The sequence below is a fragment of the Pacificitalea manganoxidans genome (assembly GCF_002504165.1).
Classification (GTDB): domain Bacteria; phylum Pseudomonadota; class Alphaproteobacteria; order Rhodobacterales; family Rhodobacteraceae; genus Pacificitalea; species Pacificitalea manganoxidans.
Genome location: NZ_CP021404.1, coordinates 874,502 through 888,767 on the forward strand (window position 1 = coordinate 874,502; position 14,266 = coordinate 888,767).

Annotated in this window: 13 protein-coding genes; 12 read left to right on the top strand and 1 reads right to left on the bottom strand. The window is 66.1% G+C overall.

Translation table 11 applies throughout. The features are described 5' to 3' along the window. Window positions 1-124 precede the first annotated feature (124 nt). The gene (locus CBW24_RS04055) at window positions 125-952 is read right to left on the bottom strand and encodes a sulfite exporter TauE/SafE family protein (protein WP_088663307.1); all 828 of its coding nucleotides are present in this window, start codon (window positions 950-952) and stop codon (window positions 125-127) included. Between the two features lie 161 nt (window positions 953-1,113). Between CBW24_RS04055 and CBW24_RS04060 the strand changes: the two genes are divergently transcribed. The 12 genes from CBW24_RS04060 (at window position 1,114) to CBW24_RS04115 (ending at window position 14,154) form a co-directional block, all read left to right on the top strand. Next, complete coding sequence (locus CBW24_RS04060) at window positions 1,114-2,091, top strand: pirin family protein (RefSeq protein WP_097372758.1); 978 nt, start codon at window positions 1,114-1,116, stop codon at window positions 2,089-2,091. Next, entirely contained in the window at window positions 2,088-2,861 is a 774-nt protein-coding gene (gene modA / locus CBW24_RS04065; protein WP_097372759.1) for a molybdate ABC transporter substrate-binding protein, read from the top strand. The genes CBW24_RS04060 and modA overlap by 4 nt, the downstream gene beginning before the upstream one ends. Further along, a complete protein-coding gene (gene modB / locus CBW24_RS04070; protein WP_232530100.1) occupies window positions 2,858-3,568 on the top strand; it encodes a molybdate ABC transporter permease subunit in 711 nt (236 codons plus the stop codon). Before modA ends, modB begins: the two co-directional genes overlap by 4 nt. After that, on the top strand, window positions 3,565-4,689 hold the full coding sequence (gene modC / locus CBW24_RS04075) for a molybdenum ABC transporter ATP-binding protein (RefSeq protein ID WP_097374118.1): 1,125 nt from the start codon (window positions 3,565-3,567) through the stop codon (window positions 4,687-4,689). Before modB ends, modC begins: the two co-directional genes overlap by 4 nt. Before the next feature lie 118 nt (window positions 4,690-4,807). Continuing rightward, window positions 4,808-5,749 (top strand): sugar-binding transcriptional regulator, encoded by a 942-nt coding sequence (locus tag CBW24_RS04080; protein ID WP_097372760.1) that lies wholly within the window; start codon window positions 4,808-4,810, stop codon window positions 5,747-5,749. A gap of 135 nt (window positions 5,750-5,884) precedes the next feature. Next, window positions 5,885-7,210, top strand: coding sequence for an ABC transporter substrate-binding protein (locus CBW24_RS04085; protein ID WP_088663304.1), 1,326 nt, complete (start codon window positions 5,885-5,887; stop codon window positions 7,208-7,210). 291 nt (window positions 7,211-7,501) lie between these two features. Further along, a complete protein-coding gene (locus CBW24_RS04090) occupies window positions 7,502-8,374 on the top strand; it encodes a carbohydrate ABC transporter permease (protein WP_088663303.1) in 873 nt (290 codons plus the stop codon). Window positions 8,375-8,381: 7 nt separating this feature from the next. Beyond that, window positions 8,382-9,212, top strand: a complete 831-nt coding sequence (locus tag CBW24_RS04095; RefSeq protein WP_088663302.1) for a carbohydrate ABC transporter permease — start codon at window positions 8,382-8,384, stop codon at window positions 9,210-9,212. A gap of 11 nt (window positions 9,213-9,223) precedes the next feature. Then, a complete protein-coding gene (locus CBW24_RS04100) occupies window positions 9,224-10,225 on the top strand; it encodes an ABC transporter ATP-binding protein (protein ID WP_088663301.1) in 1,002 nt (333 codons plus the stop codon). 77 nt (window positions 10,226-10,302) lie between these two features. Continuing rightward, on the top strand, window positions 10,303-11,772 hold the full coding sequence (locus CBW24_RS04105) for a mannitol dehydrogenase family protein (protein WP_097372761.1): 1,470 nt from the start codon (window positions 10,303-10,305) through the stop codon (window positions 11,770-11,772). A gap of 3 nt (window positions 11,773-11,775) precedes the next feature. Next, window positions 11,776-12,441 carry an HAD family hydrolase gene (locus tag CBW24_RS04110; RefSeq protein WP_097372762.1) on the top strand — a complete coding sequence of 222 codons (666 nt, stop codon included), beginning with the start codon at window positions 11,776-11,778 and terminating at the stop codon, window positions 12,439-12,441. A gap of 15 nt (window positions 12,442-12,456) precedes the next feature. Next, window positions 12,457-14,154: an FGGY family pentulose kinase gene (locus CBW24_RS04115; RefSeq protein WP_097372763.1), complete on the top strand. Its 1,698-nt coding sequence runs from the start codon at window positions 12,457-12,459 to the stop codon at window positions 14,152-14,154. Window positions 14,155-14,266 lie beyond the last annotated feature (112 nt).

Consider the following 14,266-nt stretch of genomic DNA (forward strand, 5'->3'; position numbering starts at 1 on the left):
GGCAGGGTGGTGCCAGAATGCGGCGCGGCGGCGGCCCCGTCCACCCATGCCCGCGCTTCGGCAACAGGGTCGCGCGGCAGTGTGGCGTGACAGCGTTGCGAAACCGGCTGCGGGGCGGGCGGGCTTACCCGAAAACGCTCAGCAGCATTTTCACAGCCGTCAGCGCCAGAAATACGGCAAAGCACAGCTTCAGCACGCGCTGGTTCACGGTATGGGCCAGCTTCGCGCCATAGGGGGCGAACAGCCATGTCAGCGGCACGATGCAGGCCGCGGCGGGCAGGCTGACATAGCCCAGCGACAGCGGCGGACGCCCGTCAACGCTCCACCCCGACCAGATGAAGCCCAGCACGCCCGGCACCGCGATCAGCAGGCCCAGCGCCGAGGCCGTGCCCACGGCCCGACGGATCGGCACCGAAAACGCGGTCTGAGACGGCACCGCCAGTGTGCCGCCGCCGATCCCCATCAGCGACGAGATCAGCCCGATCACCCCGCCGATGGGCGACGCGATGACCGGATGCGGCAGCCGGTCCGCGATCACCAGCGTCTTGGGCACCGACATGTTCACCGCCACCGCCAGTGCGACGAAGCCAAACACCATGCGCAGCACGTCGCCGCTGATGTAGCGGGCAAGGATGCCACCTGCGAGCGCGCCCAGCACCACCGCCGGCCCCCAGCTTCGCAGCACCGCGAAATCGATGCCGCCCCGTTTGTGATGCGCCCGCGACGACGAAATCGCGGTCGGCACGATGGTGGCGAGAGAGGTCGCGACCGCCATGTGCTGCGACAGGTCCGACGGAAACCCGGTGAATGTCAGGATCCATGACAGCACCGGCACGATGACGATGCCGCCGCCGACGCCCAGCAGCCCGGCCATGGTGCCCGCCACCGCGCCGGTCGCAAAAAGTCCGATGACGATCGCCACCCAGCCCGCGGTCTCTATCGTCTCGATCATGGCTCGTGCTCCGCCGGTTTGTCAGTATGCATCCTGTTTCGGGCTTCTCCGTTACTGGTTCCTGAGGGGAATGCAACCGGACTGGAAAGCCCGCGCGCGCCGGTCTACCTTGCGCGCAACAGGTGCGGGCGACCGCGTCCGCCTTGCGCAAGGAACACGCGATGAGCTGGAATCCCGCCTTTCCCCCCGGCACGATGCCCGGCACCGGCGCAGGGGCCGACACGCCGCTCGATGCGATCGAAACGGTGATCGTGCCGCGCAGCCGTGACATTGGCGGGTTCGAGGTGCGCCGCGCCCTGCCTGCGCCCCAGCGGCAGATGGTGGGGCCGTTCGTGTTCTTCGATCAGGCGGGCCCGGCGGAGTTCCTGACCGGGCAGGGCATCGACGTGCGCCCGCATCCGCATATCGGGCTGGGCACCGTCACCTATCTGTTTCAGGGCGATTTCCATCATCGTGACAGCATCGGCACCGATCAGGTCATCACCCCCGGTGCGCTGAACTGGATGGTGGCGGGGCGCGGCGTGACCCATTCCGAACGCACCAGCGCCTCGGCGCGGCAGGGTCCGCACAGCCTGTTCGGTATTCAGACATGGGTGGCGCTGCCCGAACGGATGGAAGACGCCGCGCCGAGCTTCGAGCATCACGGCAAGGCCGATCTGCCTGTGCTGGAGGCGCATGGCATCCACGCGAGGCTGATCTTGGGTCAGGCATGGGGCGCGCGGGCGCCCGCCACCACGTTTACCGACATGTTCTATGCCGATGTGACGCTGGAACCCGGCGCGCATTGTCCTTTGCCCGACGGGCACGAGGATCGCGGGCTTTATGTAATTTCGGGCGAGGTCGGCATCGCGGGCGACAGCTTCGGCCCCGGACGCATGATGATTTTCCGGCCCGGTGACGCGATCACCGTGACCGCCGGGGCGCAGGGCGCGCGGATGATGATCCTCGGCGGGGCCACGCTGGAAGGGCCGCGTCATATCTGGTGGAATTTCGTGTCCTCCTCGCGGGAGCGGATCGCGCAGGCCAAGGCCGACTGGCGCGCCGGGCGCTGGGGCGAGGGGCTGTTCGAGCTGCCCCCCGGCGATGATACGGAATTCGTGCCCTACCCGTTGCTACGGGCCGGAAAGACGGGCGCATGAAGGCGCTGCTGCTGTCGGTGATATTGGCCCTCGGACTGGGTTCTGCCCCGGCCCGGGCCGAGGACGCGCCGGTGACCGTGTTCGCTGCCGCCAGCCTGAAAACCGCGCTCGACCGGATCGTGGCGGATTGGGCGGCGGAGCCTGACGCCGCGCCCGATGCCGTTCCGGTGCGGGTCAGCTATGCCGGGTCTTCGGCCTTGGCGCGACAAATCCTGCAAGGCGCGCCTGCGGATATCTTCATCTCTGCCAATGCCGACTGGATGGACCGGGTCGAGGCCGAGGGCCTGCTGATTCCCGGCAGCCGCGCTGATCTGCTGGGCAATACGCTGGTGCTGATCGCCCATGACCCGGATGCGGCCCCGGTGGAGATTACCGCCGATCTGCCGCTGGCGCAGATGCTGGGCGAGGATCGGCTGGCGATGGCGCTGGTCGAGGCCGTTCCGGCGGGGATCTACGGTCGCGCGGCGCTGAGCTCGCTGGGCCTGTGGGACAGCGTGGCGGCGCGGGTGGCGCAGGCTGATAACGTGCGCGCGGCTCTGGCGCTCGTCAGTCGGGGGGAGGCGCCGCTGGGCATCACCTACGCGACCGACGCCCATGCAGCGGGGGACGCGGTGCAGGTGCTGGGCGCATTTCCACCCGACAGCCACCCGCCGATCATCTACCCCGTTGCCGCGCTGCGCGACCGGCCCGAAGCGGCGGCGTTTCTCGACTGGCTGCGCGGGCCGCAGGCGCAGGCGATCTTCGCGGACGAAGGTTTCACCACCCCGTGACGGATTGGCTGCCCCCGAATTGGCTCACGCCCGAGGAATGGACCGCCGTCGCGCTGTCGCTGAAGGTGTCGTTCTGGGCGGTCGTGGCCTCGCTGCCGCTGGGCGTGTTCACGGCCTATGCATTGGCGCGCTGGCGCTTTCCGGGGCGGCAGATCCTGAACGGGTTGGTGCATCTGCCGCTGATCCTGCCCCCGGTGGTGACCGGCTATCTGCTGCTGCTCAGCTTTGGGCGGCAGGGCTGGGCGGGCGGTTTGCTGGACGCGCTGGGTCTGGGGGTCGCGTTTCGCTGGACGGGCGCGGCGCTGGCGGCGGCGATCATGGCCTTTCCGTTGATGGTGCGCGCGATCCGGTTGAGCTTCGAGGCCGTCGATCCCCGGTTGGAGGAGGCCGCCGCGACGCTGGGGGCGTCGCGGCTTTGGGTGTTTCTGACCGTGACCCTGCCGCTGGTGGCGCCGGGGGTGATCGCGGGGGCGGTTCTGGCCTTTGCTAAGGCGATGGGGGAATTCGGTGCGACGATCACCTTTGTCTCCTCGATTCCCGGTGAAACCCAGACGCTGCCCTCGGCGATCTACGCGTTTTTGCAGGTGCCGGGGGCCGAAGGCTCCGCCGCGCGGCTGGTGATCGTGTCCGTTGTGGTGGCGCTGAGCGCGCTGTTCGCCTCCGAATGGCTGGCGCAACGGGCGGCGCGCCGGGTGTCGGGCGCATGAGCCTGTCGGTCGAAATCCGCCACCGCGCCGGGGCGTTCACGCTCGATGCGGCGTTTCAGGCGCCCTCCGGCGTGACCGCGCTGTTCGGGCGTTCGGGCGCGGGCAAGACCACGGTCGTCAATGCCGTGGCCGGGCTGATCCGCCCCGAGGCCGGGCGCATCACGCTGGGCGCGCGCGTCCTGTGGGATGCGTCCGCTAGAATTTGGGTGCCGCCGCACCGCCGCCGCATTGGCTATGTGTTTCAGCAGGCGCGGCTGTTTCCGCATCTGAGCGTGGCGCAAAACCTGAGCTATGGCAGCTGGTTCGCCCGGCGGCAGGGGCGTGCGCCCGCCGCAAAACTGGCGCAGGTGGTCGAGATGCTGGGCATCGGGCCGCTGCTGGCGCGCCGTCCGGCGACCCTGTCGGGGGGCGAGGCACAGCGCGTGGCCATCGGGCGCGCGTTGCTGGCCGCGCCGGAATTGCTGCTGCTGGATGAGCCGCTGGCCGCGCTGGACGACGCCCGCAAGGCAGAGATCCTGCCCTATCTGGAACGGCTGCGGGACGAAACGCAGGTGCCTGTGCTTTACGTCAGCCACGCGGTGTCGGAAATCGCGCGGCTTGCCAACACGGTCGTCGCGCTGGAGCAGGGGCGCGTCGTGCGGGCCGGTCCGGCGGAGGCTCTCCTAGCCGATCCGCAAGTGGTGCCGACACTGGGAGTGCGCGAGGCAGGCGCGGTGCTGACCGGGCGGGTGCGCGCCCATCACGAAGACGGGCTGACGGAATTGTCCCTGCGGGGCGGGCCGCTGCTGGTGCCGGGGGTGACCGGCGCGCCGGGGGACCATGTCCGCGTGCGGGTCCATGCCCATGATGTCATCATAGCCCGCGCCCGCCCCGAAGGCCTGTCGGCGCTCAACATCCTGCCCGCTACCGTGCGGCAAGTGCATCAGGGCGCCGGGCCGGGGGTGGCGGTGCAGCTGGATCTGGGCGGGGATCTGCTGCTGGCGCGGATCACCCGGCGCTCGGCGGAGGCATTGGCGCTGGCGCCCGGCGTGACCTGCCACGCGATCCTGAAATCAGTCTCTGTCGGGCCTGCGGATCTGGGGCAGGGGGCAGGTCCGGGCGAACCCGATCCGGCGGGCTGATGCCGCGCCGCCGCGCGGCGACGCATGGGCAATCCTGCCATGTCTGGATTTTAGCCTGACCTTCCGTCACATTTCCCTTACACGACGCTGTGATCGGCGCGCAGTTGCGAGGAGCGGAATGGCAGGACGAGAGCGGGGCCTCGATGACGCGGCACGGGCGGCATGGCTGTCCTACGTCGCGGGCAATACCCAAGATGAAATCGCGGCCAAGCTGGGGGTCTCCCGGCAGAAGGCGCAGCGGCTCATCAGTCAGGCGCAGTCGGCGGGACTGATTCGCGTGCGCATCGACCATCCGATTTCCAATTGCCTCAGCATCGCGCAGGATCTGACGGACCGCTACGGCCTGCGGTTTTGCAACGTGGTGCCCAGCGATCCGGCCTCGGGTTCATCCGTTCTGGGGGTGGCCGACGCCACCGCCGACGCCATCGAGCATTGGTTGAGCCGAGAGGAGCCGGTGGTTCTGGCGCTTGGCACCGGGCGCACGCTGAAAGCGGCAGTGCAGCAATTGCCGCAGATCGATTGTCCGCAGCACCGAATCGTGTCGCTGACCGGCAATATCGCGCCCTCTGGTGCGACGGCATTCTACAACGTGCTGTTTTCTTTGGGGGAGCGCGTGAACGCCACGACCTTCCCGCTGCCCATGCCGGTGGTCGCCAACAGCGCCGAGGAATGCGCCGCGCTGCGCGAACAGCCGATGATCCGCCGGGCGCTGGATCTGGTGATCGAGGCCGATGTCGCCTTTGTCGGGGTTGGCCAGATGTCCGAAGACGCGCCGCTTTACATGGACGGGTTCATCACCGCCGAGGATCTGGACCTGAACCGCCGCCACGGCGCGGTGGGGGAGATCATCGGCTGGGTGTTCGACGCCGAAGGCCGGGTGCTGACCGAGGGCAGCAATGCGCGTGTCGCCGCAGCCCCGTTGCGGTTCGCCGATGAGGCGCTGGTGATCGGCACCGCAATGGGCGCATCGAAGGTTCCGGGCGTCCGCGCGGCCATCAAGGGCGGCATTCTCAACGGCCTGATCACGGATGAAGTGACCGGACGGATGCTTCTCAAGTAACTGAAATCCTATGATTTGCTGAGAAACCGTCCGAATTTCGGGCGGTTTTGTAACGATTCCGTTGACAAGTCGCCCCGCAAAATGAATAAATGCTCGTGTGCTTGGCATTTGCTCAATAGCCACAGGGAGGACACCATGAAGAGCATCCGACGCCCCCTCACCGGGGCCTGCGCCGTTAGTGCGATCGCCGCCGTTTTCGCGAGCGCCGCTTCGGCCGAAACCATTACCATCGCAACCGTGAACAACGGCGACATGATCCGCATGCAGGGTCTGACCCAGTCGTTCACCGAAGCGAATCCCGACATCGAACTGGAATGGGTCACGCTCGAAGAGAACGTGCTGCGCCAGCGTGTCACCACCGATATCGCCACGAAGGGCGGTCAGTATGACGTCATGACGATCGGCACCTACGAGGCACCGATCTGGGCGGCTCAGGGCTGGCTCGTCGCGCTGGACGACATGGGCGAAGACTACGATGTCGACGACCTGCTGCCCGCGATCCGCGGCGGTCTGACCTATGAAGACAAGCTCTATGCTGCGCCGTTCTACGGCGAAAGCTCGATGGTCATGTATCGCAAAGACCTGATGGAAGAAGCCGGTCTGGAAATGCCGGACGCTCCCACCTGGGAATTCATCGCTCAGGCCGCCGAGGCCATGACCGACGAAGAAAAAGAGATCTACGGCATCTGCCTGCGCGGCAAGGCCGGCTGGGGTGAGAACATGGCGTTCCTCTCCGCGATGGCCAACTCGATGGGCGCGCGCTGGTTCGACATGGACTGGAACCCGCAGTTCAACACCGAAGAGTGGAAGACGACCCTCACCACCTATCTTGACCTGATGAACAGCTACGGGCCTCCGGGCGCGTCCTCGAACGGGTTCAACGAGAACCTCGCTCTGTTCCAGTCGGGCAAGTGCGGCATGTGGATCGACGCCACCGTGGCTGCGTCCTTCGTGACCAACCCCAACGACAGCACCGTCGCCGATCAGGTCGGCTTTGCACTGGCCCCCGATGCGGGTCTGGGCAAGCGCGGCAACTGGCTCTGGGCTTGGAACCTCGCGATCCCCGCAGGCTCCGAGAAGGAAGAGTCCGCGAAGAAGTTCATCGCTTGGGCAACCTCCAAGGAGTACACCGCTCTCGTCGCCGAGAACGAAGGCTGGGCCAACGTTCCTCCGGGCACGCGCAAGTCGCTCTATGAGAACCAGGACTACATCGACGCGGCTCCGTTCGCCGAGATGACCCTGCAGAGCATCGAAGCGGCCGACCCGACCAACCCGGCGGTCGACGAAGTGCCCTACACCGGTGTTCAGTTCGTCGCGATCCCTGAATTCCAGGGCATCGGCACCGCAGTGGGTCAGCAGTTCGCTGCCGCACTGGCCGGGCAGGTGACCGCGGAGCAGGCGCTTCAGAACGCTCAGGCACTGACCGAGCGCGAAATGAAGAAGGGCGGCTACATCAAGTAATCGCTCCACCTTACCGAGGCCGGTTTGTCCCTTTCTGCCGGCCTCGGACTTCCGCAAGGTTTCCCCTGACGACCGCTTCTATCCTACCGCCGTTTCCGACCCGACCTCGTCCTCCGTGCCACTGCCCGCCCGGGGCGTGTTCGGATCGCAGGCCACCGCTCCGTCGCTTTTGCTGGACGCGCCGGTCTCCTGCATAGACGATCCGCGCAGTTCACTTGCGCAACTCATACCCGCCGCCGCTGTGCGTGCCCCGCCGCCCTTACCGTTCCCGACCTAATCGAGAGGCATGTCATGGCCACCGATCACTCGCGCACCGCCGCCCGGATCATGATCTCGCCCGCCGTTCTCCTGCTGCTTGCTTGGATGATCGTGCCGCTGGCGATGACACTCTATTTCTCCTTCCTCCGTTACAACCTGCTGATGCCAGGGATGGAGGAGTGGATCGGCTTCGACAACTATGTGTATTTCTTCGATGATCCGGCGTTCAAAGCCGCCATCGTCAATACGCTGGTTCTGGTTCTGGGCGTGCTGCTGATTACCGTCGTGGGCGGGACGCTGCTGGCGCTGCTGCTCGATCAGCCGATGTTCGGTCAGGGGATCGTGCGCATCCTGACCATCGCGCCGTTCCTTGTCATGCCGACCGTGTCCGCGCTGGTCTGGAAGAACATGTTCATGAACCCGGTGAACGGTCTTTTCGCGCATCTGTTCAAGGCACTGGGCTTTGCGCCTTATGACTTCCTCGGCAATGCGCCGCTCGCCTCGATCATCTTCATGGTGGCGTGGATGTGGCTGCCCTTTGCCGCGCTGATCCTGCTGACCGCGTTGCAGTCGCTCGATCAGGAACAGATCGAAGCCGCCGAAATGGACGGTGCCGGGGCCTTTGCCCGCTTCTTCTACATCGTGGTGCCGCACCTGTCGCGCGCCGCAACCGTGGTGATCTTGATCGAGACGATCTTCCTTCTGTCGGTCTTCGCCGAGATCCTCGTCACCACCAATGGCGGTCCGGGCTATGCCTCGACCAACCTGACCTACCTCGTCTATGTGCAGTCTCTGCTGCAGTTCGACGTCGGCGCTGGTGCCGCAGGTGGGGTCATCGCCATCATCCTGGCCAACATTGTTGCGATCTTCCTGATGCGGATGATCGGCAAGAACCTGGACGCGTGAGGACATCATGGCCCGTAAGGTTTCCACATCCCGCAAGCTGATCGTCACCGCCGTGGCGTGGACGATCGGTATCCTGCTCTTCTTCCCGATCCTCTGGATCTTTCTGACGAGCTTCAAGACTGAGGCGACCGCGATCGCCGATCCGCCGGTGTTCCTGTTCTTTGACTGGACGATGGAGAACTACACCACCGTTCAGGAGCGCTCGAACTACTTCCGGCATTTCTGGAACTCGGTCGTCATCTCCATCGGCTCCACCGTTCTGGGTCTAATCATCGCGGTGCCCGCCGCATGGGCCATGGCCTTCGTACCCGGCAAGCGGACCAAGGACGTCCTGATGTGGATGCTCTCGACCAAGATGCTGCCGCCCGTCGGCGTGCTGATCCCGATCTACCTGCTGTTCCGCGATCTGGGGCTGCTGGATACCAAGATCGGCCTGACCATCGTGCTGATGCTGATCAACCTGCCGATCATCGTCTGGATGCTCTACACCTACTTCCGCGAAATTCCGGGTGAGATTCTGGAAGCTAGCCGGATGGACGGGGCCAGCCTGCGCGATGAGATCATCTATGTGCTGACGCCGATGGCCGTGCCGGGGATCGCCTCGACCCTGCTGCTCAACATCATCCTCGCCTGGAACGAGGCGTTCTGGACCCTCAACCTGACCGCTGCCAAGGCGGCACCGCTCACCGCCTTCATCGCCAGCTATTCCAGCCCCGAAGGCCTGTTCTACGCCAAGCTGTCGGCGGCCTCCACGATGGCCATTGCGCCGATCATGATCCTCGGCTGGTTCAGCCAGAAACAGCTCGTCCGCGGCCTGACCTTCGGCGCGGTGAAATAAGGAAACGACCCATGGGACGCATTACGCTCAACCAGATCACCAAGAGCTTCGGCGACAAGCAGGTCATTCCGCCGCTGGATCTCGAAATCAATGACGGCGAATTCGTTGTGTTCGTCGGCCCCTCGGGCTGCGGCAAGTCCACGCTGCTGCGCCTGATCGCGGGGCTGGAGGATGTCAGCTCCGGCGACATCGTCATCGACGGCACGCCCGCCACCGACCTGCCCCCGGCCAAGCGCGGTCTGGCAATGGTGTTCCAGAGCTACGCGCTCTATCCCCATATGTCGGTGCGCAAGAACATCGCGTTCCCGCTGAAGATGGCGAAGACCGATCAGGCCGAAATAGACCGCAAGGTGACGAATGCCGCCGAGGTTCTGAACCTCACCGACTACCTCGACAACCGGCCCGGCCAGTTGTCGGGCGGTCAGCGCCAGCGCGTCGCCATTGGCCGTGCCATCGTGCGCGAACCGGCTGCATTCCTCTTTGACGAGCCGCTGTCGAACCTCGACGCCGCACTGCGGGTCAACATGCGCGCCGAAATCAGCGAACTGCACCAGCAGCTTGCGACCACGATGGTCTATGTGACCCACGATCAGGTCGAAGCCATGACCATGGCCGACAAGATCGTCGTGCTGCATGCCGGTGTGATCGAACAGGTCGGCTCGCCGCTGGAACTCTACGAGCGTCCGCGCAACCGGTTCGTCGCAGGCTTCATCGGCTCGCCTAAGATGAACTTCCTCGAAGGGGAGCCCGCGACCGGCTACGACGCCCATGCGATCGGCATCCGCCCCGAGCATATCACCCTGTCGAAAACCGAAGGCACTTGGCAGGGGACCGTGGGTCTTGCCGAGCATCTGGGGTCCGACACCTTCGTGCGGATCGCCGTGCCGGGGCAGGGCGACATGATCGTGCGCACCATCGGTGACTTTGCGGTGAAGCCGGGCGAAACCGTTTATCTCACTCCCGATCCGGCCAAGATCCACCGGTTCGACGCCACAGGGTTAGCACTACGCTGACCCCCTTCGCCGCGCCGACCCTCCCGGCGGCGCGGCGTCGCGCATCTTTACTGCTCGAATTCTATAGGATGTCAGAAATGACCACCCGCCTCTCCGCCGAAACGCTTGCCACGTTGGCCGACCGCGCCGATGTGCCGGGCTACGACCGCGCCGCGCTTCGGCCCGGTATCGTGCATATCGGTGTCGGCAACTTCCACCGTGCGCATCAGGCGGTCTATCTGGACCGGCTGTTTCGGGCCGGGCTGGGCCATGACTGGGCGCTAATCGGCGCGGGCGTGATGCCGGGCGACGCGGCCATGCGCGAGACGCTGGCCGCGCAGGACTACCTGACCACCGTGGTCGAGCAGGACGCCGATGGCGCCCACGCCACCATCACCGCCGGCATGATCGATTTCCTGCCCGCAGGCGATGCGGAGGCGATCGTCGACCGGCTGTCTCAGGCGGATATCCGCATTGCGTCGATGACCATCACCGAGGGCGGCTATTACCTCGACAGCGATGGCCATTTCGATCCGACCCATCCGGCCATCGCGGCCGATGCCGCCAACCCCGATGCCCCCAAGACGGTGTTCGGGATGCTGGTTGCCGCGCTGGCTCGCCGCCGCGCTGCGGGCGTGCAGCCTTTCACGGTCATGTCCTGCGACAACATCCCCCATAACGGTGTGGTCGCCCGCGCCGCCGTCACCGGGCTGGCCCGTCAGATCGACGCGGATCTTGGCGAATGGATCAGCGCCAATGTCGCGTTCCCCAATGGCATGGTCGACCGCATCACCCCCGCCACCGGCGACCGGGAGCGCGCGGATGTGAAGGCGAGCTTTGGCATCGATGATGCATGGCCCGTCTATTGCGAACCCTTCACCCAATGGGTGCTGGAGGATAACTTCCCCGCCGGGCGTCCGCCGCTGGAGGAAGTCGGTGTGCAATTCGTGCCCGATGTCACGCCCTATGAGTTGATGAAAATTCGCATCCTCAATGGCGGTCACGCGGTGATTGCCTATCCTGCGGGGCTGCTGGACATTCATTTCGTGCACGAAGCGATGGAACATCCGCTGGTGCGTGGCTTCCTCGCCCGGATCGAGGCGGAGGAGATCGTTCCCACCGTGCCGCCGGTGCCCGATACCGATCTGAACGAATACTACCAGTTGATCGAGGGCCGCTTTGCCAACCCCAAGATCGGCGACACGGTGCGCAGGCTCTGCCTTGACGGGTCGAACCGGCAGCCGAAATTCATCATCCCGACGATTGCCGACCGGCTGACCGCTGGCGCGGGCGTCGAGGGGCTTGCGCTCGAATCGGCGCTCTGGTGCCGGTATTGCTATGGCGAGACGGAAAGCGGCGCGGAAATCGCGCCGAACGACCCCAATTGGGAGCGGCTTCAGCCCGTCGCCCGCGCGGCCAAGGATGATCCCGCCGCGTGGCTCGCGATGGAGGACATCTATGGCGCCGTAGGCCATGATCCGCGCTTTGCCGAGGCCTTCGCCACCGCGCTCAACGCGCTGTGGTCCGATGGTGTGGTCGCGGTGCTGACCCGCTATGTGAACGGCTGACAGATGGCGCAGCCTGCTTTGGTCATCTTCGATTGCGATGGGGTGCTCGTCGATAGCGAGCCGATCTCGATCGACGTGCTGTTGCAGGTGGTGGCCGAAGCTGGGGTCGAGGTGAGCCAAGAGCGCGCCTATGACGAATGGCTGGGGCGGTCGATGGCAAGTGTGACCGCCTCGCTCCATGCCTGTGGGCTCGATTTTACCGAGGAGCATCTCAAACAGGTGCGCAGTCGGCTCTACACCCGGTTCCGCGACGAATTGCAGCCCATTCCCCATGTGGCGCAGGCGCTGACCGATCTGGATCTGCCCTGCTGCGTGGCCTCGTCATCGGTCCCCGAACGGCTGGCCGTGTCGCTGTCGGTGACCGGGCTGCTGCCGTTTTTCGACCCGCATGTGTTCAGCTCCAGCATGGTCGAAAACGGCAAACCGGCGCCCGATCTGTTCCTGCATGCCGCCGAACAGATGGGCGTCGCGCCCAGCGATTGCGTGGTGATCGAGGACAGCGCCGCGGGCATCACCGCCGCCCGTGCGGCTGGAATGCGGGTCATCGGCTTTGTCGGTGGTGGCCATGCGATACCGGCAAAGTTGAATTCACGCATTGCGAAACTGGCCCCTGACGCCATAGTGACCGATATGAGAGAACTCGGCGCGACAATCGCGTCGGTCAACTGATCAGGGAACGCTGGCATGTCAGAGCTGGTCTGTGCTGTCGACGTCGGCACAGGAAGCGCGAGGGCGGGCTTTTTCCGTCCTGACGGAACAATGGTGGCTCGCGCCGTTGCGCCGATTGGCATGTCCCGTCCCGAACCCCTGTATGCTGAACATGGCTCTGAACAGATCTGGTCCGCCATTGGGCGCGCCATTGCGGAGGCCCGTGACAGCGCCAGCATAGAGACCGCGCAGGTCGGCGCTCTGGCCTTTGACGCCACGTGTTCGCTGGTGCTGCGCGACGGGTCCGGCCTGCCGCTGGGCCTGTCGGAGCCGCAACTCGACACGATTTCGTGGTGCGATCACCGCGCCCGCGCCGAGGCAGGCCTTTGCACCCAGACCGGGCACGAGGTGCTGGATCATCTGGGCGGGGCAATGTCCCCGGAGATGCAGATCCCCAAGCTGATGTGGCTGAAACGGCATCGGCCCGATCTGTGGTCCCGTCTGGGCCGGGCGATGGATTTGGTAGATTTTCTGGCATGGCGCGCCACTGGCACCGAAATCCGGTCCGAAAGCGCGCTAAGCGCGAAATGGACCTACCTGCCGCACCGCCCCGGGTCCGAATGGGCTGATGATTTCCTGAATGCCGTCGGGCTGGACGATCTGCGCCGCCGTGCCGCGCTGCCGGAGCAGGGCCATCCGCCCGGCACGCCTGCCGGGACGCTGACCCGCGTGGCCGCTGCCGAACTGGGCCTGCGCGCGGGCATCCCGGTCGCCACCGGCGCCGTCGATGCCTATGCAGGTGCGCTGGGGGCCTTGGCGGGCAGCGATCCGGCCCGCACCGTCGCGCTGATCGGGGGCACCTCCAGCTGTCTGATGGCGTTGAGCGACCGGCCCGTGCGGGCCCCCGGCGTTTGGGGGCCGTTTCGCGATGCGGTGCTGCCTGGCTTCTGGACCGTCGAAGGGGGGCAAAGCGCCACCGGCTCGCTACTGGATCAGGTCATCCGCTGGAGCGGCGCAGGCGCGCGCCCCAGCCGCGCTGCCCACGACCGGATCGTCAACCGCATCGCCACCCTGCGGGCAGAGGCGGGTGGCGAGAGCGGCCCGGAACAGGATTTCGCCGCAGGCGTCCACATCCTGCCCGATCTGCTGGGCAACCGCACGCCGTGGGCCACCTATGGCGCGCAATGCGTGATCTCCGGCCTGTCGGGCAACGAAGGCTTTGACGCGCTGTGCCGGATCTACTGGCGCGCGGCCGTGTCGATCGCGCTGGGAACGCGGCAGATCATCGACCATCTGAGCACCGCCGGTCTGCGCATCGATCATATCGCGCTCGCCGGGGGCCACACAAGGAGCGACCTCCTGCCGCAGCTCTACGCCGATGCCACCGGCTGCCGGGTCAGCGTCAGCGATGACCGCGACATCGTGTTGCTGGGCGGGGCCATCATGGCGGCCCGTGCCGCAGGCTGGCAGGCCGGTCTGAGCGAGGCCGCAGCCCAGATGGCAGGCCCGCGCAGGGACTTCCGCCCCGACCCCCGGTCGCAAGCGGCGCGGGAAATCGACTACCGGGTTTTCCTGCGAATGCAGGAGCATAGGCAGGAGATCGAGGCGATGTCGGCGCGGCACCCGGACCCTGACGCGCCCCGGACGACCGCCGATGTGTCCGCCGACCCTGACGGCGACCAGACTGCGGGGCGGGATGTGGGGCATCCCGCCTCCGATCCGCGCCGGGCCTGACCCGTTAATGCAAACGGACAGGCGCAATCGCTGCGCCCCGCCGAACACCCGCGACATCCCTGCGCAACAAACCTAGCTTGCGCGGGGTCAATCGGGTTGATCCTCAGCCCCC